This window comes from Streptococcus sp. 27098_8_91 (genome assembly GCF_041432385.1).
In the GTDB taxonomy this organism is placed as follows: Bacteria; Bacillota; Bacilli; order Lactobacillales; family Streptococcaceae; genus Streptococcus.
The window spans coordinates 112,912-134,910 of record NZ_JAPVZN010000006.1 but is presented as its reverse complement, the minus strand read 5'-3'; the positions used below and the strand labels follow the sequence as shown (position 1 = coordinate 134,910).

Sequence of the window (21,999 nt, the reverse complement as noted above, 5' to 3'; positions counted from 1 at the left end):
TTCAACATTCCAGTAGCTGGATTGAAGGCAGGCGACAAAGTTTCTGTAACAGCGACAGACGCAGCAGGTAACAAGTCAGGCGCAACAGACGCAACAGTAGCGCCAGCAGTCCCAGTTGTGAACGATGGTAAAGTGTCTGAAGCAAACGGAGCTAAAGCACCAGCCCTTACTCCAGTAGTAGATCCAAGCAACTTGACAGATGCCGAAAAAGCTAAAGTAGCTGAAGAAGTTAAGAAAGCTAACCCAACTGCGACAGATGTTAAGGTGAACAATGACGGATCAGTAGTTGTAACCTTTGCGGACGGATCAGTGGCAACAATTGCAGCTAATAAAGTTGTTAAGGAAGCAACTAAAGAGTCATCTGCTCAAGCACCAGCTAAGAAAGCAGGAGCGAAAGAATTGCCAAACACTGGTACTAAACAATCTAACGCTTCACTTGGACTAGCACTTCTTGCAGCAGTGACAGGAGGACTCCTTATCTCTAAAAAACGTAAGGAAGAAGAGTAAACCATTACTCGGATAAAGCAAATCTTAGAATCTTGATTCTATGAGATTGCTAGAAAAGAAGCTGGGTAAAAACTCACTTCTAAATATAAAAACAACGAGCATTTCCATAGTTGGAGATGCTCGTTTTTCTTATGTCATTGTTTATAATCAAAGTCTTTTATACCATTTGCCAAATCTATCAAGGCTTGAAGAAAAACATGAGACAAGATAGTAGCTATTCTGAGGTTATTGTCTTATTTTTAACACTTATTGATCTATAAAAGAGCATGAAAAATTCACACCTTATTTGGTATTTTTGAAATAAGGTATTATAGCAGAGTGAATCTATAATAGTACATTACGACTGCTAAAAATATTTCTAGAAATTAGTTTGACTTTCCTAATTGAATTGTTCATACTTTATTTCAATTTACTATATGAATTAAGGAAAATAAAGTGCCACTGATGATATTGTGGTCTACTTGGAAAAGCTTTGAATTTAACCTAAAATATGGTAGAATAACAATTATTAAAATTTGAAGGAGACATTTATGAAGACAAAAACACTAGCGCAAATTGCTGGAATTATTGGGACTATCTCAGGCTCACTCTTGGCAATTTTGCCAGTCGTAATATTAATGGTTGCATCTATTTTTGCGAATGAAGATTTTGCAGGAGTAGTTTTAGCGATTATCTTCATTGTTTTTACCTTAGTAAAAATCGCAACTCTCATTCTTGGAATTCTCTCTCTAATCTACTATAAGGATGATAAGCGCATATCAATGGCGCCATCTGTTTTGTTAATCGTTGGTTCTGTAGTAGGACTGATTCCATTTTTAGGCTGGATTGGTGGAATTGTCATTGTCATCGGTGGCGCCCTATTCCTAACAAGTTTGAAACAATTTCAAGTTCAAGAATAGTTGTTTATTGAGAGAAGGGGAGGTCACCTCTTCTCTTTTTAGTCGATTTTGACTAGCTTTTTTGTGAAAAATTGTGTAAAATAGAATAGATAAACGAGGGAAACCTCGGAAAATAAAAGGAGTATCCATCAAATGGTAAAATTGGTTTTTGCTCGCCACGGTGAGTCTGAATGGAACAAAGCTAACCTTTTCACTGGTTGGGCTGATGTTGATTTGTCTGAAAAAGGAACACAACAAGCGATTGACGCTGGTAAATTGATCAAAGAAGCTGGTATCGAATTTGACCAAGCTTACACTTCAGTATTGAAACGTGCGATCAAAACAACTAACTTGGCTCTTGAAGCATCTGACCAATTGTGGGTTCCAGTTGAAAAATCATGGCGCTTGAACGAACGTCACTACGGTGGTTTGACTGGTAAAAACAAAGCTGAAGCAGCTGAACAATTTGGTGATGAGCAAGTTCACATCTGGCGTCGTTCATACGATGTGTTGCCTCCTGCAATGCCTCGTGATGACGAATATTCAGCTCACACTGATCGTCGTTATGCTTCACTTGATGACTCAGTTATCCCAGATGCTGAGAACTTGAAAGTAACTTTGGAACGTGCCCTTCCATTCTGGGAAGATAAAATCGCTCCAGCTCTTAAAGATGGTAAGAACGTATTCGTAGGAGCACACGGTAACTCAATCCGTGCTCTTGTAAAACACATCAAAGGTTTGTCAGACGACGAAATCATGGACGTGGAAATCCCTAACTTCCCACCATTGGTATTCGAATTCGACGAAAAATTGAATGTAGTTTCTGAATACTACCTTGGAAAATAAAAAATTGTAAGTTTAGGATTGATTTATATCGATTTCAAAAAGTTACACAAATAATTCAAGCGAAGGATTTAGTTCTGTCTTGCACAGGGCTGAGTCCTTTTAGTTTGATTTTATACTCTTCGAAAATCTCTTCAAACCACGTCAGCGTCGCCTTACTGTATATGTAGGATACTGACTACGTCAGTTCCATCTACAACCTCAAAACAGTGTTTTGAGCTAACTTCGTCAGTTCTATCCACAACCTCAAAACGGTGTTTTGAGCAACCTGCGGCTAGCTTCCTAGTTTGCTCTTTGATTTTCATTGAGTATTTAAGTATAGTGGATTGAACCTAGAATAGTACGCTACGGATTCTAAAACATTTATAGAAATTTATTTGACTTTCCTAATTTCTTTGTTCATATCTTATTTTAATCCACTATAATAATCAATATTGTTTACAATCTCATATCACACTCGGTTCAGAGGTTTAAACATTTTCTCATAGCCTTAGAACGAGATCACATTTCCAAGCACTAAAGAAGGGAATCATCGTGTCCTTTTTATTTATAAAAGTACTTGTTATTAAAAAATTGATGATAAAAATCATGGTGCTATTTCCATCCTTGGTAGCTATGAGAGATAGTATACTCAGATTGGTCAATTTTGAAAGCCTCTGCTAACATGCCGTTCACTTGTTTTTGATTTGCTGAAGTAGAAAGGGTATAAGTGCTCATTCATTATTAAAGTCATATAATGCTGACCAGCAGCCAAGAAAAATCTAACATTTAGGGTGCAGGTCATTCCTGTTTTTTACCAGCAAACTCTCCTCCAGTATCTGTAAGAATGATAGGAAAGAGATAGATGAAGTGCGATTATCTGTGAGATTCATTTTGAAAATTAGTAAAAAAATGGTATAATGAATGGAAAAGATTCGGCTGAAAGTGAATTGGACTTTCAGAAAAAAGAGAGCATTTTAAGCTCTACAAACAGTTGAAGTGACTATTCGGAGGAAAAATGAATACTATTAAATTAACAACACTTGGTGGTGTGCGTGAAAATGGTAAAAACATGTACATCGCAGAAATTAACGACTCGATTTTTGTATTAGATGCAGGATTGAAATATCCTGAAAATGAACAGTTGGGTGTTGATGTCGTTATTCCCAACATGGACTATCTGTTTGAAAATAGCGATCGTATTGCTGGGGTTTTCTTAACACACGGGCATGCGGATGCGATTGGCGCCCTCCCTTATCTCTTGGCAGAAGCTAAGGTTCCTGTATTTGGCTCAGAGCTGACCATTGAACTTGCCAAGCTTTTTGTTAAAGGAAATGACAGTGTCAAGAAATTTGATGATTTCCATGTGATTGATGAAAATACAGAGATTGATTTTGGTGGGACTGTTGTGTCTTTCTTCCGTACAACCCACTCTATTCCAGAAAGTTTGGGTGTGGTCTTGAAAACATCTGAAGGAAACATCGTCTATACAGGGGATTTCAAGTTTGACCAAACGGCTAGTGAATCTTACGCCACTGACTTTGGGCGTTTGGCAGAGATTGGTCGCGAAGGGGTCTTGGCTTTGCTTAGTGACTCAGCAAATGCAGATAGCAATATCCAAGTAGCTAGTGAAAATGAAGTTGGTGTAGAAATCACGCAAACTATCTCTGATTGGGATGGACGTATCATCGTTGCTGCAGTTGCAAGTAACCTTTCTCGTATCCAGCAAGTTTTTGATGCAGCTGCGGAGACAGGGCGTCGTGTTGTCTTGACAGGATTTGACATTGAAAATATCGTCCGTACAGCGATTCGCTTGAAAAAATTGTCTCTAGCAAGTGAAAATCTTTTGATTAAACCAAAAGATATGTCTCGTTTTGAAGATCACGAATTAATTATCCTTGAAACTGGACGTATGGGGGAACCAATTAACGGCCTACGCAAGATGTCTATCGGTCGTCACCGTTATGTTGAAATCAAAGAAGGTGACCTAGTTTATATCGTTACAACACCATCGATCGCCAAGGAAGCAGTGATGGCACGCGTGGAAAATATGGTCTATCAAGCAGGTGGAGTTGTCAAGCCAATTACTCATAGCTTGCGTGTGTCAGGACATGGGAATGCGCGTGATTTGCAATTGATGATCAATCTCTTGCAACCTAAATATCTCTTCCCAATCCAAGGAGAATACCGTGAGTTGGATGCCCATGCCAAGGCTGCTATGGCAGTTGGTATGTTGCCGGAACGGATTTTCATCCCTAAAAAAGGGACTACTATGTCTTATGAGCATGGAGACTTTGTTCCATCTGGTGCAGTTACAGCAGGCGATGTCTTGATTGATGGGAATGCTATCGGAGATGTTGGGAATGTCGTCCTTCGTGACCGTAAGGTCTTGTCAGAAGATGGAATTTTCATCGTGGCTATCACTGTTAACCGTCGTGAGAAAAAAATCATCGCTAAAGCTCGAGTGCACACGCGTGGATTTGTCTATCTCAAGAAGAGCCGTGATATCTTGCGTGAAAGTACTGAGTTGGTAAACCAAACAGTTGAAGATTACCTCCAAGGTGAAGACTTTGATTGGGCAGAACTCAAAGGTAAGGTACGTGATCATTTGGCCAAGTTCCTCTTTGACCAAACAAAACGTCGTCCAGCTATCTTACCAGTAGTCATGGAAGCAAAATAGGATCAAATAGCAAGAGAAAGTCGAGTTTCGGCTTTTTCTTATCTTAAATGAATAAGGAGCAAGTTATGGCAGTAATGAAGATTGAGTATTACTCAGAAGTTTTAGATATGGAGTGGGGAGTGAATGTTCTCTACCCTGATGCGTCTCGGGTTGAGGAGCCAGATTCTACAGATATTCCTGTTCTTTATCTCCTTCATGGGATGTCAGGGAATCACAACAGTTGGCTCAAACGAACCAATGTAGAGCGCTTGCTGCGGGGGACTAATCTGATTGTTGTCATGCCTAATACAAGTAACGGTTGGTATACAGATACTCAGTATGGCTATAACTACTATACAGCTCTAGCAGAAGAACTGCCTAAAGTGCTCAAACGTTTCTTCCCTAATATGTCTAGCAAGCGTGAAAAAACTTTTATCGCTGGCCTTTCAATGGGAGGCTACGGTTCCTTCAAGTTGGCTTTGTCAACCAATCGTTTCTCACACGCAGCTAGTTTTTCTGGTGCTCTTAGTTTCGAAGAGTTTTCTCCAGAAAGTCAAAATCTTGGAACGCTTGCTTACTGGCGAGGAGTTTTTGGCAAGCTTGATAACTGGGAAACTAGTCCTTATTCGCTTGAAAGCCTTGCTAAAAAGTCAGACAAGAAGACCAAACTCTGGGCTTGGTGTGGCGAGCAAGATTTCTTGTATGCTGCCAATAACCTAGCGGTTAAGAACCTCAAAAGGCTTGGTTTTGATGTGACCTATAGCCATAGTGCAGGAACTCATGAATGGTATTATTGGGAAAAACAATTGGAACGGTTTTTGGCTACACTGCCGATTGATTTTGTTTTGGAAGAACGCTTGTCTTAGTTTTAGTTTTCTTTCAGCTTACTCAAGTAAAATAAGGAATCTATCTTTAGAATGGGAATCCATGGCTTAAAGATGGGTTCTTATTTTTTTAGAAAGGCGGGAAATCATGTTCTGGATTATTCGTGTTCTATGTCGATTGTTACTAGGGATTTGGCGCATGTTCTGGCGCCTTGTGTGGACTCTTGTAGTCTTAATTCTCATTGCTTTAGGGATTCTCTGGTATGTGACGGGAGATTTATCTGGTATCTTCAATCAAGCGGGGCAACTTGTTCAAGTTGGTCAAGCAGGTTGGCATCAATGGCAAGAAACTGGTAAGTTGCAAGGCTTGTCTCAGACTGATCATCATCAAGATTCAGGAGTAAAATGGCCCCAAGCGCAGGCGACAATTTATATTGATCCTCAAATGGATGCAACCTTTCAAAAGGCTTATGCCGAAGCTATTGCCAACTGGAATCAGACTGGCGCTTTTAATTTTGTACTTGTGACAGAACCTGACCAAGTAACTATTTTTGCGACTGAAATGAATGATGGTTCCACATCTGTTGCCGGTGAGGCAGAGAGTCAGACAAATCTCCTTACCAAACAATTTACTTCAGTAACAGTTCGTTTGAATCATTATTATTTATCTAATCCAAACTATGGCTATACCTATGATCGTATCTTGCATACGGCAGAGCATGAGTTAGGACATGCCATTGGCTTGGAACATACTAATGAAGTGTCAGTCATGCAGCCAGCAGGTTCTTATTATGGTATTCAGGCTCAAGATGTTCAAGCAGTTCAAGAACTATATGAGTCTGGAGAATAGGTGATTTTCAAACGAAAAATAGAGCTCCCTGATGTAAGCAATGAGGGGAGCTTTTTGCTATAATGGAACTATGAATAACTTGATTAAATCAAAACTGGAGCTCTTGCCGACCAGCTCTGGTTGTTACATTCACAAGGACAAAAACGGCACAATCATCTATGTTGGGAAGGCTAAAAATCTGCGCAATCGTGTGCGATCATATTTCCGTGGGAGCCATGATACCAAAACAGAAGCCTTGGTGTCTGAAATTGTAGATTTTGAGTTTATTGTCACGGAGTCTAATATTGAGGCTCTCCTTCTGGAAATCAACCTGATTAAGGAAAACAAGCCCAAGTACAATATTATGCTCAAGGACGATAAGTCCTATCCTTTCATCAAAATTACCAATGAGCGCTATCCTCGCCTGATTATCACTCGTCAGGTCAAGAAAGACGGTGGTCTTTATTTTGGTCCCTATCCTGATGTGGGGGCGGCCAATGAAATCAAGCGACTTCTGGATCGGATTTTTCCTTTTCGTAAGTGTACTAATCCACCGTCTAAGGTCTGTTTTTATTACCATATCGGCCAGTGCGTGGCTCACACCATTTGTAAGAAAGACGAGGCTTATTTCAAAGCCATGGCTCAAGAAGTCTCTGATTTTCTAAAGGGGCAGGATGATAAAATCATCGATGACCTCAAGGAAAAGATGAATGTGGCAGCTCAGAGTATGGAATTTGAACGTGCAGCTGAATATCGAGATCTGATTCAGGCCATTGGAACCCTTCGGACCAAGCAACGAGTTATGGCCAAGGATCTCCAAAATCGCGATGTCTTTGGCTATTATGTAGATAAGGGTTGGATGTGCGTTCAGGTTTTCTTTGTCCGTCAAGGTAAGCTCATTGAGCGTGATGTCAACCTTTTTCCTTACTACAATGATCCAGATGAAGATTTCCTAACCTATGTTGGGCAGTTTTATCAAGAAAAATCTCATCTGGTTCCCAATGAAATTTTGATTCCTCAGGATATTGATGAAGAGGCAGTCAAAGCCTTGGTGGATACCAAGGTTCTCAAACCCCAACGTGGGGAGAAAAAACAACTGGTCAATCTCGCTATCAAAAATGCGCGTGTAAGTTTGGAGCAGAAATTTAACCTGCTAGAAAAATCAGTTGAAAAGACTCAAGGTGCCATTGAAAACTTGGGACGACTCTTACAAATTCCAACCCCAGTCCGTATCGAGTCCTTTGACAATTCCAATATCATGGGGACTAGTCCTGTTTCTGCCATGGTTGTTTTTGTTAACGGGAAACCGAGCAAGAAGGATTACCGCAAGTATAAGATTAAGACAGTTGTTGGACCAGATGACTATGCTAGTATGCGAGAGGTCATCCGCAGACGCTATGGGCGCGTCCAGCGTGATGGCTTGACACCGCCTGATTTGATCGTCATTGATGGGGGACAAGGACAAGTCAATATCGCTAAGCAGGTTATTCAAGAAGAGTTGGGGTTAGATATTCCCATTGCAGGTCTGCAAAAAAACGATAAGCACCAAACCCATGAATTGCTCTTTGGAGATCCGCTTGAGGTGGTAGAGCTGTCTCGCAATTCTCAGGAATTTTTTCTCCTACAACGAATCCAAGATGAGGTCCATCGCTTTGCAATCACCTTCCACCGACAACTCCGTTCGAAAAATTCCTTCTCCTCTCAATTGGATGGAATTGAAGGCCTGGGTCCAAAACGCAAGCAGAACTTGATGAAATATTTCAAATCTCTGACAAAAATCAAGGAAGCCAGCGTGGATGAGATTGTCGCAGTTGGTATACCAAGAGCAGTAGCAGAGGCTGTTCACCAACACTTGAATCCCCAAGAGCGTGTAGAACTAGCTCAGGTAGCAGAGTCGCCTGCTGAATACAAGTGATAAAGTAACAAGGAAAGGTTTTTGCTTTAGCGAGTGCAAGCTAGTCAGAATTGTGGTAAAATAGATAAGATATGACTAAAGAATTTCATCATGTAACGGTCATGCTCCATGAAACCATTGATATGCTTGATGTAAAACCTGACGGTATTTACGTTGATGCGACCTTGGGTGGAGCAGGCCATAGCGAGTATTTATTAAGTAAATTAAGTGAAAAGGGGCATCTCTATGCCTTTGACCAAGACCAGAATGCCATTGACAATGCGCAAAAACGTCTGGCGCCTTATATAGAAAAAGGAATGGTTACCTTCATCAAGGACAACTTCCGTCATTTGCAAGCACGTTTGCAGGAAGCGGGTGTAGAAGAAATTGATGGCATTTGTTATGACTTAGGTGTTTCGAGCCCGCAGTTAGACCAGCGTGAACGTGGTTTTTCTTATAAAAAAGATGCCCCGCTGGATATGCGGATGAATCAGGAAGCTAGTCTGACAGCTTATGAGGTAGTGAACCATTATGACTATCATGACTTGGTTCGTATTTTCTTCAAATATGGAGAAGACAAATTCTCCAAACAGATCGCTCGGAAGATTGAACAGGCGCGTGAGTTGAAGCCAATTGAGACAACGACTGAATTAGCAGAGATTATCAAGTCTGCTAAGCCTGCCAAGGAACTCAAGAAAAAAGGTCATCCGGCCAAGCAAATTTTCCAAGCCATCCGTATTGAGGTCAATGATGAATTAGGAGCTGCAGATGAGTCCATCCAACAAGCTATGGAATTACTAGCAGTGGACGGAAGAATCTCAGTCATTACCTTTCATTCACTGGAAGATCGCTTGACCAAGCAATTGTTCAAGGAAGCTTCAACAGTGGAAGTGCCAAAAGGCTTGCCTTTCATCCCAGATGATCTTAAGCCCAAGATGGAATTAGTCTCTCGCAAACCGATTCTACCAAGCAAGGAGGAGTTGGAGGCCAATAATCGTTCCCACTCAGCCAAGTTACGAGTAGCTCGAAAAATTCATAAGTAAGGGGATAAAATGGTAGAAAAAAGAGAAACAACGAGCCAATTACTGCAAGCTCGTATCAAGAGATTTTCACGTGTTGAGAAGGCCTTTTACCTTTCGATTGCCATTACAGCCCTTGTCTTAGCCATCAGTGTGGTCTATATGCAAACCAAGCTCCTGCAAGTTCAAAGTGATTTGACAACTGTCAACAGACAGATTGAGGAGAAAAAGACGGAGCTGGACGACGCTAAGCAAGAAGTCAATGAATTGATTCGCTCAGAACGTCTGGCGGGTGTCGCGGATTCGCAAGACTTGCAATTAAACAATGGAAATATCCGATCGGCGGAGTAATATATGAAAACATGGAAAGAAAAAATAGTACACTTTGCCATTAAGAATCGCAGAACTCCTCTAGAAAACCGCAGACGAGTTGGAAAAAGCCTTAGTCTCTTGGCTGTCATTCTCTTTGCTGTTTTTTTGGTTAACTTTGCGGTGATTATTGGTACGGGAAAGAAGTTTGGTGTTGACCTGGTCAAAGAAGCTTATAAGGTTCATCAAACAACTCGAATAGTCCCTGCTAAGAGGGGAACCATTTATGATCGTAATGGAACTCCGATTGCAGAAGATGCAACCTCCTACAATGTTTATGCGGTCATTGATAAGGATTATAAGTCTGCGAATGGAGATATTCTATATGTTGAGGAATCTCAGTACAATAAGGTAGCCGAAATTTTCCATAAGTATTTGGATATGGAGGAGACCTACGTCAAAGATCAACTCTCTCAACCCAATCTCAAACAGGTTTCCTTTGGTACTAAAGGAAATGGGATTACCTACGCAAATATGATGTCCATAAAAAAGGATCTAGAAGCTGCCAAGGTTGAGGGAGTGGATTTTACCACAAGCCCCAATCGAAGTTATCCAAATGGGAAATTTGCTTCATCCTTCATTGGTCTAGCCCAGCTCCATGAAAATGAAGATGGTTCGAAGAGCCTTATTGGAACATCTGGTATTGAAAGCTCCTTGAATAGCTTGTTAGCAGGGACAGATGGTATTATTACCTATGAAAAAGACCGTCTAGGTAATATCGTTCCTGGTACGGAACAAGTCACTCAACAAACCGTAGATGGAAAAGATGTCTACACGACAATATCTAGTCCTTTGCAATCCTTTATGGAAAGCCAAATGGATGCCTTCCAGGAAAAAGTGAAAGGCAAGTACATGACTGCGACCTTGGTTAGCGCCAAGACAGGAGAAATTCTGGCCACGACTCAAAGGCCGACCTTTGATGCTGATACCAAAGAAGGGATTACAGAGGACTTTGTCTGGCGTGATATCCTTTACCAAAGTAACTATGAACCAGGTTCAACCATGAAGGTCATGACCTTAGCAGCAGCTATAGATAACAATACCTTCCCTGGAGGAGAATATTTCAACAGTAGTGAACTGAAGGTGGCGGATGCTACCATCAAAGACTGGGATGTCAATGAAGGTCTGACTAGTGGTGGAATGATGACCTTCTCGCAAGGTTTTGCTCACTCTAGTAACATCGGTATGACTCTCCTTGAGCAGAAAATGGGTGATGCTACTTGGTTAGACTATCTCAATCGTTTCAAATTTGGAGTTCCGACTCGGTTTGGGATGAGTGAAGAGTATGCTGGTCAACTCCCTGAAGATAATATCGTTAATATTGCCATGAGTTCCTTTGGTCAAGGGATTTCTGTTACGCAAACCCAGATGCTTCGTGCCTTTACGGCTATTGCCAACGACGGGGTTATGCTAGAGCCTAAATTTATCAGTGCTCTTTATGATCCAAATGATCAAACAGTACGTAAGTCACAAAAGGAAGTTGTGGGAAATCCTGTGTCCAAGGAAGCAGCTAGCCTGACTCGAGACCACATGGTGATGGTTGGTACAGATCCTGCCTATGGTACAATGTACAATCATAGTACAGGGAAAGGGACAATCAACGTTCCTGGCTATAATGTGGCATTGAAATCAGGGACTGCCCAGATTGCGGATGAACAAAATGGAGGATATCTAAAAGGTTCAACCAACTATATTTTCTCAGTTGTCTCTATGCACCCAGCTGAAAATCCAGATTTCATCCTCTATGTGACCGTTCAACAGCCAGAACATTACTCAGGAATACAGTTAGGAGAATTTGCCAACCCTATTCTGGAAAGAGCTTCAGCAATGAAAGATACACTCAATCTTCAATCAACAGCCAAAAACTTGGATCAGGTAACATCTACAACTAGTTATGCCATGCCAGAAATGAAGGATTATAGCCCTGGAGATCTAGCTGAAGAACTCCGTCGTAACCTTGTACAACCAATTGTTATCGGTTCAGGAACAAAAATCAAAGAAAGCTCTGTAGCAGAAGGAACCAATCTAGACGCCAATCAGCAAATCTTACTCCTTTCAGATAAGGTAGAAGAGATGCCTGACTTATATGGATGGTCTAAGAAAAATGTTGAAACCTTTGCCAAATGGCTGAATATCCAAGTTGAGTTTGAAGGCACAGGAGAAACTGTTAAAAAGCAAAGTGTTCGTGCCAATACAGCTTTAAAAGATTTACAGAAAATAAAAATAACATTAGGAGATTAGAATGCTTATTTCTATCTTTGCTGGAGTGATTGCCTTTATTCTAACAGTCATAGGAATTCCAGCCTTTATCCGTTTTTACCATAAAGCACAGATTACCGGTCAACAGATGCATGAAGATGTCAAACAACACCAAGCAAAAGCCGGGACACCAACAATGGGGGGACTTGTCTTTCTCCTAGCAGGAGTTTTAGTTAGTCTGGTTCTTGCTCTCGTGACTAATCAATTAACCAATAATGTTGGAATGATCCTCTTCATCCTGGTCTTATATGGTTTGGTTGGTTTCTTGGATGATTTCCTCAAGGTTTTCCGCAAAATCAATGAAGGACTTAATCCTAAACAGAAGCTCTTGCTTCAGTTGGTCGGAGGAGTTATCTTCTATTTCTTCTATGAAAGAGGTGGAGATATCTTAAATGTATTTGGTTATCCCTTGCATTTAGGTGTTCTGTATATTCTCTTTGCCCTCTTCTGGTTAGTTGGTTTTTCAAACGCAGTTAACCTGACTGACGGAATCGATGGCTTGGCAAGTATTTCTGTGGTGATTAGCCTATCTGCCTATGGAGTGATTGCCTATGTGCAAAATCAGCTCGATATCTTACTAGTGATTGTAGCAATGATTGGTGGTCTTCTTGGCTTCTTTGTCTTTAACCACAAGCCTGCTAAAGTTTTCATGGGAGATGTAGGTAGCCTAGCCCTTGGAGGTATGTTGGCTGCTATTTCCATGGCACTGCACCAAGAATGGACCTTGCTCTTGATTGGGATTGTATATGTTTTTGAAACAACATCTGTTATGATGCAAGTCACCTACTTTAAGTTGACTGGAGGAAAACGTATCTTCCGTATGACACCAGTTCACCATCATTTTGAGTTGGGGGGCTTTTCTGGAAAAGGCCAATCTTGGAGTGAGTGGAAGGTCGACTTCTTCTTCTGGGGAGTGGGCTTATTCGCTAGTCTCTTGACTTTGGCTTTCATATATTTGTTCTAAAAAGAGAATGTGGAATCATCAGATAGAGAAGGATTAAGTTCCTTCTCTTTTCTATTTCCATCAGTTTATTGCATCCCCTTCTCAAAAATAGGTAAATTTATGGTAAAATGGAAATAGAAAGTTGAAATGATGAGTTATTTTAAAAAGTATAGATTTGACAAATCCAAGTTTAAGTTAGGGATGCGAACTTTCAAGACAGGAATCGCTGTTTTTTTGGTCCTCATGATTTTTGGTTTTTTTGGTTGGAAAGGACTGCAGATTGGGGCCTTGACTGCAGTTTTTAGTTTAAGAGAAGATTTTGATAAGAGTGTCCATTTTGGTACTTCTCGTATTCTCGGAAATAGTATCGGTGGTTTTTATGCCCTGATTTTCTTTCTCTTAAATAATCTTTTTCACGGCGCCTTCTGGGCAACCCTCCTTGTTGTTCCAATTTGCACCATGTTAACCATTATGACAAATGTTGCTATGAACAATAAAGCAGGTGTTATCGGTGGAGTTGCGGCTATGTTGATTATTACCTTATCAATTCCAAGCGGGGAGACAGTTTTGTACGTGTTTGCCCGAGTTTTTGAAACATTTATGGGTGTTTTTGTGGCAATTCTTGTAAATTACGATATTGATCGTTTACGAAGTATTTTAGAGAAAAAAGAAAAATAATGTTACAAGATATAACATTATTGATTGACGATTGAATTTTTTTAGACTATAATAGACAGAAAGAAGGAAGTGTACATGAAGGAAAAAGAATTTCGTCGCAATATGGCAGTTTTCCCTATTGGTAGTGTTATGAAGTTGACCGATCTTTCGGCGCGCCAGATTCGTTACTATGAAGACCAGGAGTTGATTAAGCCTGATCGTAACGAGGGCAATCGTCGTATGTATTCTTTGAATGACATGGATCGATTGCTTGAGATTAAAGATTATATCTCTGAAGGTCTGAACATTGCTGCCATCAAGAAAAAATATGCTGAACGTGAGGCGAAGTCTAAAAAACCAGTGAGTCAAACTGAAGTACGAAGAGCCCTTCGGAATGAAGTTCTCCAACAAAGTCGCTTTGCTTCTCAACAATCACCTTTTGGTCGCGGTTAGGCAACCGCAAGTCGTCATATATAAGGAGAAAAACCATGCCAATCACAGCTGCAGATATTCGTCGTGAAGTTAAGGAAAAAAATGTAACCTTTATCCGTCTCATGTTTTCAGATATTTTGGGAACTATGAAAAACGTCGAAATTCCTGCTACAGATGAACAACTAGACAAGGTCTTGTCAAACAAGGCTATGTTTGATGGATCTTCTATTGAAGGGTTTGTTCGTATCAACGAATCAGATATGTACCTATACCCTGACCTGGACACTTGGACAGTCTTTCCTTGGGGAGATGAGAACGGTAGTGTCGCAGGATTGATCTGTGATGTCTATACAACAGAAGGGGAACCATTTGCAGGAGATCCTCGTGGAAACCTCAAACGTGCTCTTCGTCACATGGAAGAAGTTGGATTCAAATCTTTCAACCTTGGACCAGAGCCAGAATTCTTCCTATTTAAGCTTGATGAAAATGGAGATCCAACTCTTGAGGTAAATGACAAGGGTGGTTACTTTGATTTGGCGCCTACAGACCTTGCTGACAACACTCGTCGTGAGATTGTTAACGTCTTGACCAAAATGGGATTTGAAGTTGAAGCAAGTCACCACGAAGTTGCTGTAGGCCAACATGAGATTGACTTTAAGTACGATGAAGTTCTTCGCGCTTGTGATAAGATTCAAATCTTTAAACTAGTTGTAAAAACAATTGCCCGTAAACATGGTCTCTATGCAACCTTTATGGCTAAACCAAAATTTGGTATCGCTGGTTCAGGTATGCACTGTAATATGTCCTTGTTTGATGCTGAAGGAAACAATGCCTTCTTTGATCCAAATGATCCAAAAGGAATGCAATTGTCAGAAACTGCTTACTACTTCCTTGGTGGTTTGATCAAACATGCCTACAACTATACAGCTATCATGAACCCAACCGTTAACTCATACAAACGTTTGGTTCCAGGCTACGAAGCCCCTGTTTACATCGCTTGGGCTGGCCGTAACCGTTCACCACTTGTCCGCGTACCAGCATCACGCGGAATGGGAACACGTTTGGAGTTGCGTTCAGTGGACCCAATGGCGAACCCATATATTGCTATGGCTGTTCTTTTAGAAGTTGGTTTGAACGGTATCGAAAACAAAATTGAAGCACCAGCACCAATCGAGGAAAACATCTACATCATGACTGCAGAAGAGCGTAAAGAGGCTGGCATTACTGACCTTCCATCAACTCTTCACAACGCTTTGAAGGCTTTGACAGAAGACGAAGTGGTTAAAGCAGCTCTAGGTGAACACATCTACACTAGCTTCCTTGAAGCTAAACGCATCGAGTGGGCGAGCTATGCAACCTTTGTCTCACAATGGGAAATTGATAACTACCTAGATCTATACTAATAATAAATCAGAAAGATTGTCCGTGAGGACGATCTTTTTTTCTTGTATTTTATATCGAGGTGTGATATATTTTATATAACGAAGTGCGATATATCGAACTAAATAGGAGGTCTGATTAAATGGAATTAACAGATAAGATTAGGCGGGTTTACCTTCCCATGACTGAAACGGGATTTTATATTCTGTTTTGTCTGCAAAAGGAGAACCATGGCTATGGTATTACGCAAAAGGTCAAAGAAATGACAGATTCACAGGTTTCGATTAGTCCTGGGACTATGTATGGAACCCTATCGAAGATGGAAAAGGATGGTTTGATTTCCTTTGTCCGAGAAGAGGAAAAACGTAAAATCTATCAGATAACAGACTTAGGAAGAAAAGTTTTAGAGATTGAGTTGAAACGTATTGAACGGCTCTATAGAAACAGTCGGGAGGAGCTTTGATGGAAAAGAAAGTTGTTTATAGGATTTGTACCATTGCGGATTATGATAGAGAGGCACTCTATCTCAGAGAAATGCATGCTCAGGGCTGGAAACTTAAGGAAGTAAGTTATTCTAACTTAGTAGTTGCGGTTAAGTATACATTTGAAAAGTGCCAACCGGAGCAGGTGGTTTATCAGTTGGACTTTTATCCTATGAAAAAATCAGAGAGAGCTTCCTATTTACAACTATTTAAAGATTGTGGGTGGGAGCATATTACAGACTTTAATGGTTTTTCCTATTTTAGAAAACCTTATTATCGAATTGAATCAGATGCCGAGTTTGAAATTTATAATGATGCGGCCGGGAAGTTAGCTATGGTCAAGCGCATTTTAATAATGCGGATGCTTCCTGTCTTGCTTCTCTTTTCAGCGCTACTACCGGTTTTCTCAAAGTTACTCAGTGGAAGAGGTTCTTTCAGTTGGGGAATGTTTTTGATTGTTAGCGTAGACTGTACTTTATTGATAGTTTTTTCGATTCAGATTTCTTATATTTGTTGGAGATTGTTTCAAAAATGGAAAGAATTATCCGATAAATAAAATCAAGCATGTTTTCTAATTTGGAGGTCAGACAATGAATAGCAAAGTACAATTTCGAATGTTTACCATTTTTGATTTGGATAAGGTAGAAGATTATTTGCATGAGATGCATTTGAAAGGTTGGAAATTTAAATCGAATCGTTTTGGCTTTTTCTATTTTGAACAATGCCGACCAGATGATGTAGTTTACCGTGTGTGGAATACTAGCTACCTTAGAAAAAATGAGGTGGATTTACAAAGTATTAAGGATAGAGGATGGGAATTTGTGGAAAATTGTTCTTATTCTGTTTTTCGAAAAGCAACTTGTGATGTAGATTCAAATGATCAATCTTTCATGGACAATCGTCTTCGATGGGCTGATGTGAAATCTAGACTTCGTACATCTACAGTTTCTATCTCTGGTGGTCTTGTTGTTTGTATGAGTCTGTTTCGCGAAAGTCTCTCTCAGTCTTTCTTCCTTATTTTTGCCCTTTATGCCCTCGTGATTTCTTACCTAATCTATAGTTTTTATAGACTTAAAAAGAAATATCTTGAGAATGTAAGATAATTTTCTAGGTCCTCAGACTGATTTTTAGCACTCTTGGTAAAAGAGTGCTAATTTTTTGAGTTTTTGTCTTGACATTCTTTTCTAAGGGTGTATAATAGAATCATAAGTTAGCACTTGGAGGTTACGAGTGCTAAAAAGATCTATCAGAGAGGAGTGACGAGATGGTTACGGAACGTCAGCAGAGTATTTTAAATCTGATTATTGACATCTTTACCAAAACGCACGAACCTGTTGGATCTAAGGCCTTGCAAGAGTCTATCAACTCTAGTAGTGCTACCATTCGAAATGACATGGCAGCTCTAGAAAAGCAAGGTTTGCTTGAAAAGGCACATACTTCCAGTGGTCGGATGCCGAGTGTGGCTGGATTTCAATACTATGTCAAACACTCCTTATCCTTCGACCGTTTAGCTGAAAATCAAGTTTATGAGATTGTAAAAGCATTTGATCAAGAATTCTTCAAGCTTGAGGATATTCTTCAAGAGGCAACGAGAATCTTGACAGACTTGAGTGGTTGTACGGTTGTAGCACTGGATGTAGAACCAAGTAGGCAGAAGCTAACAGCTTTTGACATCGTTGTTCTCGGACAACACACAGCTCTTGCTGTTTTTACGCTTGATGAGTCTAGAACAGTTACCAGTCAGTTTTTGATTCCGAGAAATTTCTTGCAGGAGGATTTGAACCGCCTCAAGACCATGATTCAAGAGCGTTTCCTGGATCAGACTGTTTTGGATATTCACTATAAGATTCGGACAGAGATTCCGCAGATTATCCAACGTTACTTCACAACAACGGATAATGTTATGGATCTCGTCGAACATATCTTTAAAGAAATGTTCAATGAAAATATCGTGGTTTCTGGGAAAGTCAATCTTTTGAATTTCGCTAATCTAGCAGCCTATCAATTTTTTGATCAGCCACAAAAGGTAGCTTTGGAAATTCGAGAGAATCTGATTGGCGACCAGATGCAAAGTGTCCGAGTTGCGGATAGCCAAGAATCCTGTTTAGCTGACTTAGCAGTGATTAGCAGTAAGTTCCTGATTCCCTATCGTGGATTTGGAATCCTTGCGATTATAGGTCCGGTCAATCTGGATTATCAACAATTGGTCAATCAACTCAATGTAGTTAATCGAGTTTTGACTATGAAGTTGACGGATTTTTACCGCTATCTCAGCAGTAATCACTATGAAGTGAATTAAGATTGAAATCATTAAAGGAGGCGAAAATGGCCCAAGATATTAAAAATGAAGAAGTAAAAGAAGAGGAAGTTGTGGAAACAGCTGAAGAAACAACTCCTGAAAAGTCTGAATTGGACTTGGCCAATGAACGTGCCGAAGAATTTGAAAATAAATACCTTCGTGCTCATGCAGAAATGCAAAATATCCAACGCCGTGCCAATGAAGAACGTCAAAACTTGCAACGTTATCGTAGTCAGGACTTGGCAAAAGCAATCTTACCATCGCTCGACAACCTTGAGCGTGCACTCGCAGTTGAAGGTTTGACAGACGACGTTAAAAAAGGATTAGAGATGGTGCAAGAAAGCTTGATTCACGCTTTGAAAGAAGAAGGCATTGAAGAAATCGCAGCTGATGGTGAATTTGACCATAACTACCATATGGCTATCCAAACTCTCCCAGCAGACGATGAACACCCAGCAGATACCATCGCCCAAGTCTTCCAAAAAGGCTACAAACTCCATGACCGCATCCTACGCCCAGCCATGGTAGTGGTTTATAACTAGGATACAAAGCCCGTAAAAAGCTCCCAGTAAAAATAGGAGATTGACGAAGTGTTCGATGAACACAAGGAAATCTATCTTTTTTACCCAGAGCTTAGGGCGTGTTCGATTAGGCAATTCTGATGGTAGCTAAAGTAACTCATCGTCGAAATAAAATCGATTTCGACTCCTCGTGTCGTATTTTACATAATAGCAAACTTGTCCGAAACGACACTAAACTATGAAAGAAAGATAAAAAAGTAGTTCAGCTTTGCAATAGTGAGCGAAGCGAACCAAAGACGATACTCTTCGCTGTGGCGCTATTTGCGCAAACTTTGAGACCTTAGGCTCAAAGTTTAGTCAAAGAGATTGACGAAGTCAAGCTCTGACGGCGTCGCTACTTAAGAAGAGTATCAAAAAGAAAAAAAGAAGATAAATTTAAGGAGAAAAACACATGTCTAAAATTATCGGTATTGACTTAGGTACAACAAACTCAGCAGTTGCAGTTCTTGAAGGAACTGAAAGCAAAATCATCGCAAACCCAGAAGGAAACCGCACAACTCCATCTGTAGTATCATTCAAGAACGGCGAAATCATCGTCGGTGATGCTGCAAAACGCCAAGCAGTAACAAATCCAGATACAGTTATCTCTATCAAATCTAAGATGGGAACTTCTGAAAAAGTTTCTGCTAACGGCAAAGAATACACTCCACAAGAAATCTCAGCTATGATTCTTCAATACTTGAAAGGCTACGCTGAAGATTACCTTGGCGAAAAAGTAACGAAAGCAGTTATCACAGTTCCAGCTTACTTTAACGATGCTCAACGTCAAGCAACTAAAGACGCTGGTAAAATCGCTGGTCTTGAAGTAGAACGTATCGTCAACGAACCAACTGCAGCCGCTCTGGCTTACGGTTTGGACAAGACTGACAAAGAAGAAAAAATCTTGGTATTTGACCTTGGTGGTGGTACATTCGACGTCTCTATCCTTGAATTGGGTGACGGTGTCTTCGACGTATTGTCAACTGCAGGGGACAACAAACTTGGTGGTGATGACTTTGACCAAAAAATCATTGACCACTTGGTAGCAGAATTCAAGAAAGAAAATGGTATTGACTTGTCTACTGACAAGATGGCAATGCAACGTTTGAAAGATGCAGCTGAAAAAGCGAAGAAAGACCTTTCTGGTGTAACTTCAACACAAATCAGCTTGCCATTTATCACTGCAGGTGAGGCTGGACCTCTTCACTTGGAAATGACTTTGACTCGTGCTAAATTTGACGATTTGACTCGTGACCTTGTAGAACGTACAAAAGTTCCAGTTCGTCAAGCACTTTCAGATGCAGGTTTGAGCTTGTCAGAAATCGACGAAGTTATCCTTGTTGGTGGTTCAACTCGTATCCCAGCCGTTGTAGAAGCAGTTAAGGCTGAAACTGGTAAAGAACCAAACAAATCAGTAAATCCTGACGAAGTAGTTGCTATGGGTGCTGCCATCCAAGGTGGTGTCATTACTGGTGATGTCAAAGACGTTGTCCTTCTTGACGTAACACCATTGTCACTTGGTATTGAAACAATGGGTGGTGTCTTCACAAAACTTATCGACCGCAACACAACAATTCCAACATCTAAATCACAAGTCTTCTCAACTGCAGCAGACAACCAACCAGCCGTTGATATCCACGTTCTTCAAGGTGAACGTCCAATGGCAGCAGATAACAAGACTCTTGGACGCTTCCAATTGACTGATATCCCAGCTGCACCTCGTGGTATCCCACAAATTGAAGTAACATTTGACATTGACAAGAACGGTATCGTATCAGTTAAAGCTAAAGACCTTGGAACTCAAAAAGAACAAACAATTGTTATCCAATCAAATTCAGGTTTGACAGACGAAGAAATCGACCGCATGATGAAAGATGCAGAAGCAAACGCTGAAGCAGATAAGAAACGTAAGGAAGAAGTAGACCTTCGTAACGAAGTTGACCAAGCAATCTTTGCGACTGAAAAGACAATCAAGGAAACTGAAGGCAAAGGCTTCGACGCAGAACGTGACGCTGCCCAAGCTGCCCTTGATGACCTTAAGAAAGCTCAAGAAGACAACAACTTGGACGAAATGAAAGCAAAACTTGAAGCGTTGAACGAAAAAGCTCAAGGACTTGCTGTTAAACTCTACGAACAAGCCGCAGCAGCGCAACAAGCTCAAGCAGGAGCAGAAGGCGCACAAGCAACAGGAAACGCAGGCGATGACGTCGTAGACGGAGAGTTTACTGAAAAGTAAAGTTGAATAACTAGAACAGCTTAAGCTGTTCTAGTTTCTTATAGGAGTAAAATGTTTAAGAAACGGTGTTGCAAACCAATACAAAAGCTAAAACAAGATTATTTGTTACTACTTTTATATGTTCTCATTTTTATACTAATAATATTTATTGGTTTAACATTCTATTATAATGAGATTAATGAATCTAGTCCCACCTTAATCAAAGTTATTTTTTCTTCAGAGACCCTAGTGTCCATAGTGGCTGGTATTGCGGGAATTTATTCATGGCGTCATAGTAAGTCGAAAATAGAGTATGAAAAAAATTTGCAAATGTTAAAAGATATTGATAACATTCGTGAGTTTTATAGGAATAAGAATGATGAACTTAAGATCATTAGTCAATGTCAATCGCATATTGAGGTTATGAGATGGAAAACTAAAAATTCCTCGAATGAATTTTTAGGTACCTATCTAGACTATGTTAGTAGTAAATTTGAGAATAATGATTCTGATAGTGATAACGAACCAATGTCCAAATATAACGAACAAGTCTCTAGAGCAGAAAAAGTATTTTTACTGAAAGATATAAAGAAGCTAATTGCTAAGAATAAAAAAATACCAGTTAAATATGTTCGTTACAGTAAGAATTATAAAGATATTGATTTTTTATGGTCGACGTGGTATTCTTTGGATGAAAAAATGATTGAAGATTTACATGACAATGAATTTTTGATATTTTTTACTAAAGTAGATGATGTGTTTAAAGGAGTTCAATTTGAGGCACCTCAGCTTAAATTATTGGCTAGCAAGATGAAACCAAGCAATAGTAAAACTGGGAACAAGACCTATGACTTCTATATTCGCCAAAAAGATGATGGTACTTATTATGAAAGTAGAAATAAAATAGATTTGTCAGAATATAATGTAAAAAAAGTCAACTTTGATTTCTTAAAATAGCAACAATTATTTAT

21 protein-coding genes are annotated in these 21,999 nt (G+C 40.1%); all 21 read left to right on the top strand.

What is annotated here, in order from left to right:
- A partial coding sequence (locus tag O3611_RS07015) for an LPXTG cell wall anchor domain-containing protein (RefSeq protein WP_371608192.1) occupies positions 1 to 507 on the top strand: 507 nt, incomplete at its 5' end.
- A gap of 530 nt (positions 508 to 1,037) precedes the next feature.
- Positions 1,038 to 1,406, top strand: coding sequence for a hypothetical protein (locus O3611_RS07010; protein WP_075231554.1), 369 nt, complete (start codon positions 1,038 to 1,040; stop codon positions 1,404 to 1,406).
- 132 nt (positions 1,407 to 1,538) lie between these two features.
- Positions 1,539 to 2,231 (top strand): phosphoglycerate mutase, encoded by a 693-nt coding sequence (locus O3611_RS07005; protein WP_070679035.1) that lies wholly within the window; start codon positions 1,539 to 1,541, stop codon positions 2,229 to 2,231.
- A gap of 994 nt (positions 2,232 to 3,225) precedes the next feature.
- Positions 3,226 to 4,887, top strand: a complete 1,662-nt coding sequence (locus O3611_RS07000; protein WP_371608191.1) for a ribonuclease J — start codon at positions 3,226 to 3,228, stop codon at positions 4,885 to 4,887.
- 65 nt (positions 4,888 to 4,952) lie between these two features.
- A complete protein-coding gene (locus O3611_RS06995; protein ID WP_371608190.1) occupies positions 4,953 to 5,732 on the top strand; it encodes an alpha/beta hydrolase in 780 nt (259 codons plus the stop codon).
- Between the two features lie 106 nt (positions 5,733 to 5,838).
- On the top strand, positions 5,839 to 6,540 hold the full coding sequence (locus tag O3611_RS06990) for a M57 family metalloprotease (protein ID WP_371608189.1): 702 nt from the start codon (positions 5,839 to 5,841) through the stop codon (positions 6,538 to 6,540).
- Positions 6,541 to 6,610: 70 nt separating this feature from the next.
- Positions 6,611 to 8,434 carry an excinuclease ABC subunit UvrC gene (uvrC, locus tag O3611_RS06985; protein ID WP_371608188.1) on the top strand — a complete coding sequence of 608 codons (1,824 nt, stop codon included), beginning with the start codon at positions 6,611 to 6,613 and terminating at the stop codon, positions 8,432 to 8,434.
- A gap of 71 nt (positions 8,435 to 8,505) precedes the next feature.
- Positions 8,506 to 9,456 carry a 16S rRNA (cytosine(1402)-N(4))-methyltransferase RsmH gene (gene rsmH / locus O3611_RS06980; RefSeq protein ID WP_075228524.1) on the top strand — a complete coding sequence of 317 codons (951 nt, stop codon included), beginning with the start codon at positions 8,506 to 8,508 and terminating at the stop codon, positions 9,454 to 9,456.
- A gap of 9 nt (positions 9,457 to 9,465) precedes the next feature.
- The gene (gene ftsL, locus O3611_RS06975) at positions 9,466 to 9,783 is read left to right on the top strand and encodes a cell division protein FtsL (protein ID WP_075231548.1); all 318 of its coding nucleotides are present in this window, start codon (positions 9,466 to 9,468) and stop codon (positions 9,781 to 9,783) included.
- 3 nt (positions 9,784 to 9,786) lie between these two features.
- Complete coding sequence (gene pbp2X / locus O3611_RS06970) at positions 9,787 to 12,042, top strand: penicillin-binding protein PBP2X (protein ID WP_371608187.1); 2,256 nt, start codon at positions 9,787 to 9,789, stop codon at positions 12,040 to 12,042.
- A gap of 1 nt (position 12,043) precedes the next feature.
- A complete protein-coding gene (gene mraY / locus O3611_RS06965) occupies positions 12,044 to 13,024 on the top strand; it encodes a phospho-N-acetylmuramoyl-pentapeptide-transferase (RefSeq protein WP_153225694.1) in 981 nt (326 codons plus the stop codon).
- A gap of 129 nt (positions 13,025 to 13,153) precedes the next feature.
- Positions 13,154 to 13,681, top strand: a complete 528-nt coding sequence (locus O3611_RS06960) for an aromatic acid exporter family protein (RefSeq protein ID WP_153225695.1) — start codon at positions 13,154 to 13,156, stop codon at positions 13,679 to 13,681.
- 75 nt (positions 13,682 to 13,756) lie between these two features.
- The gene (gene glnR / locus O3611_RS06955) at positions 13,757 to 14,113 is read left to right on the top strand and encodes a transcriptional repressor GlnR (RefSeq protein WP_000659543.1); all 357 of its coding nucleotides are present in this window, start codon (positions 13,757 to 13,759) and stop codon (positions 14,111 to 14,113) included.
- 35 nt (positions 14,114 to 14,148) lie between these two features.
- A complete protein-coding gene (glnA, locus tag O3611_RS06950) occupies positions 14,149 to 15,495 on the top strand; it encodes a type I glutamate--ammonia ligase (protein WP_045763630.1) in 1,347 nt (448 codons plus the stop codon).
- Positions 15,496 to 15,614: 119 nt separating this feature from the next.
- Entirely contained in the window at positions 15,615 to 15,935 is a 321-nt protein-coding gene (locus tag O3611_RS06945) for a PadR family transcriptional regulator (RefSeq protein WP_049508281.1), read from the top strand.
- The gene (locus O3611_RS06940; RefSeq protein WP_153225696.1) at positions 15,935 to 16,510 is read left to right on the top strand and encodes a DUF2812 domain-containing protein; all 576 of its coding nucleotides are present in this window, start codon (positions 15,935 to 15,937) and stop codon (positions 16,508 to 16,510) included. Before O3611_RS06945 ends, O3611_RS06940 begins: the two co-directional genes overlap by 1 nt.
- Before the next feature lie 34 nt (positions 16,511 to 16,544).
- A complete protein-coding gene (locus O3611_RS06935) occupies positions 16,545 to 17,057 on the top strand; it encodes a DUF2812 domain-containing protein (protein ID WP_153225697.1) in 513 nt (170 codons plus the stop codon).
- A 161-nt stretch (positions 17,058 to 17,218) separates the two neighbouring features.
- Positions 17,219 to 18,253, top strand: a complete 1,035-nt coding sequence (gene hrcA, locus O3611_RS06930) for a heat-inducible transcriptional repressor HrcA (protein WP_316108642.1) — start codon at positions 17,219 to 17,221, stop codon at positions 18,251 to 18,253.
- Between the two features lie 26 nt (positions 18,254 to 18,279).
- Complete coding sequence (gene grpE / locus O3611_RS06925; RefSeq protein WP_371608186.1) at positions 18,280 to 18,795, top strand: nucleotide exchange factor GrpE; 516 nt, start codon at positions 18,280 to 18,282, stop codon at positions 18,793 to 18,795.
- Between the two features lie 430 nt (positions 18,796 to 19,225).
- Complete coding sequence (gene dnaK, locus O3611_RS06920; protein WP_000034667.1) at positions 19,226 to 21,049, top strand: molecular chaperone DnaK; 1,824 nt, start codon at positions 19,226 to 19,228, stop codon at positions 21,047 to 21,049.
- 51 nt (positions 21,050 to 21,100) lie between these two features.
- A complete protein-coding gene (locus O3611_RS06915; RefSeq protein ID WP_371608185.1) occupies positions 21,101 to 21,985 on the top strand; it encodes a hypothetical protein in 885 nt (294 codons plus the stop codon).
- Positions 21,986 to 21,999 lie beyond the last annotated feature (14 nt).

Excerpts from the sequence above, each read along its gene's own strand:
- O3611_RS07010 (WP_075231554.1), top strand. The coding sequence starts at position 1,038 with ATGAAGACAAAAACACTAGCGCAAATTGCTGGAATTATTGGGACTATC.
- O3611_RS06960 (WP_153225695.1), top strand. The coding sequence starts at position 13,154 with ATGAGTTATTTTAAAAAGTATAGATTTGACAAATCCAAGTTTAAGTTA.
- O3611_RS07000 (WP_371608191.1), top strand. The coding sequence starts at position 3,226 with ATGAATACTATTAAATTAACAACACTTGGTGGTGTGCGTGAAAATGGT.
- mraY (WP_153225694.1), top strand. The coding sequence starts at position 12,044 with ATGCTTATTTCTATCTTTGCTGGAGTGATTGCCTTTATTCTAACAGTC.
- O3611_RS06935 (WP_153225697.1), top strand. The coding sequence starts at position 16,545 with ATGAATAGCAAAGTACAATTTCGAATGTTTACCATTTTTGATTTGGAT.
- uvrC (WP_371608188.1), top strand. The coding sequence starts at position 6,611 with ATGAATAACTTGATTAAATCAAAACTGGAGCTCTTGCCGACCAGCTCT.
- O3611_RS06940 (WP_153225696.1), top strand. The coding sequence starts at position 15,935 with ATGGAAAAGAAAGTTGTTTATAGGATTTGTACCATTGCGGATTATGAT.
- O3611_RS06915 (WP_371608185.1), top strand. The coding sequence starts at position 21,101 with ATGTTTAAGAAACGGTGTTGCAAACCAATACAAAAGCTAAAACAAGAT.
- O3611_RS06995 (WP_371608190.1), top strand. The coding sequence starts at position 4,953 with ATGGCAGTAATGAAGATTGAGTATTACTCAGAAGTTTTAGATATGGAG.
- hrcA (WP_316108642.1), top strand. The coding sequence starts at position 17,219 with ATGGTTACGGAACGTCAGCAGAGTATTTTAAATCTGATTATTGACATC.
- glnR (WP_000659543.1), top strand. The coding sequence starts at position 13,757 with ATGAAGGAAAAAGAATTTCGTCGCAATATGGCAGTTTTCCCTATTGGT.
- O3611_RS06990 (WP_371608189.1), top strand. The coding sequence starts at position 5,839 with ATGTTCTGGATTATTCGTGTTCTATGTCGATTGTTACTAGGGATTTGG.
- pbp2X (WP_371608187.1), top strand. The coding sequence starts at position 9,787 with ATGAAAACATGGAAAGAAAAAATAGTACACTTTGCCATTAAGAATCGC.
- rsmH (WP_075228524.1), top strand. The coding sequence starts at position 8,506 with ATGACTAAAGAATTTCATCATGTAACGGTCATGCTCCATGAAACCATT.
- dnaK (WP_000034667.1), top strand. The coding sequence starts at position 19,226 with ATGTCTAAAATTATCGGTATTGACTTAGGTACAACAAACTCAGCAGTT.
- grpE (WP_371608186.1), top strand. The coding sequence starts at position 18,280 with ATGGCCCAAGATATTAAAAATGAAGAAGTAAAAGAAGAGGAAGTTGTG.
- glnA (WP_045763630.1), top strand. The coding sequence starts at position 14,149 with ATGCCAATCACAGCTGCAGATATTCGTCGTGAAGTTAAGGAAAAAAAT.
- ftsL (WP_075231548.1), top strand. The coding sequence starts at position 9,466 with ATGGTAGAAAAAAGAGAAACAACGAGCCAATTACTGCAAGCTCGTATC.
- O3611_RS07005 (WP_070679035.1), top strand. The coding sequence starts at position 1,539 with ATGGTAAAATTGGTTTTTGCTCGCCACGGTGAGTCTGAATGGAACAAA.
- O3611_RS06945 (WP_049508281.1), top strand. The coding sequence starts at position 15,615 with ATGGAATTAACAGATAAGATTAGGCGGGTTTACCTTCCCATGACTGAA.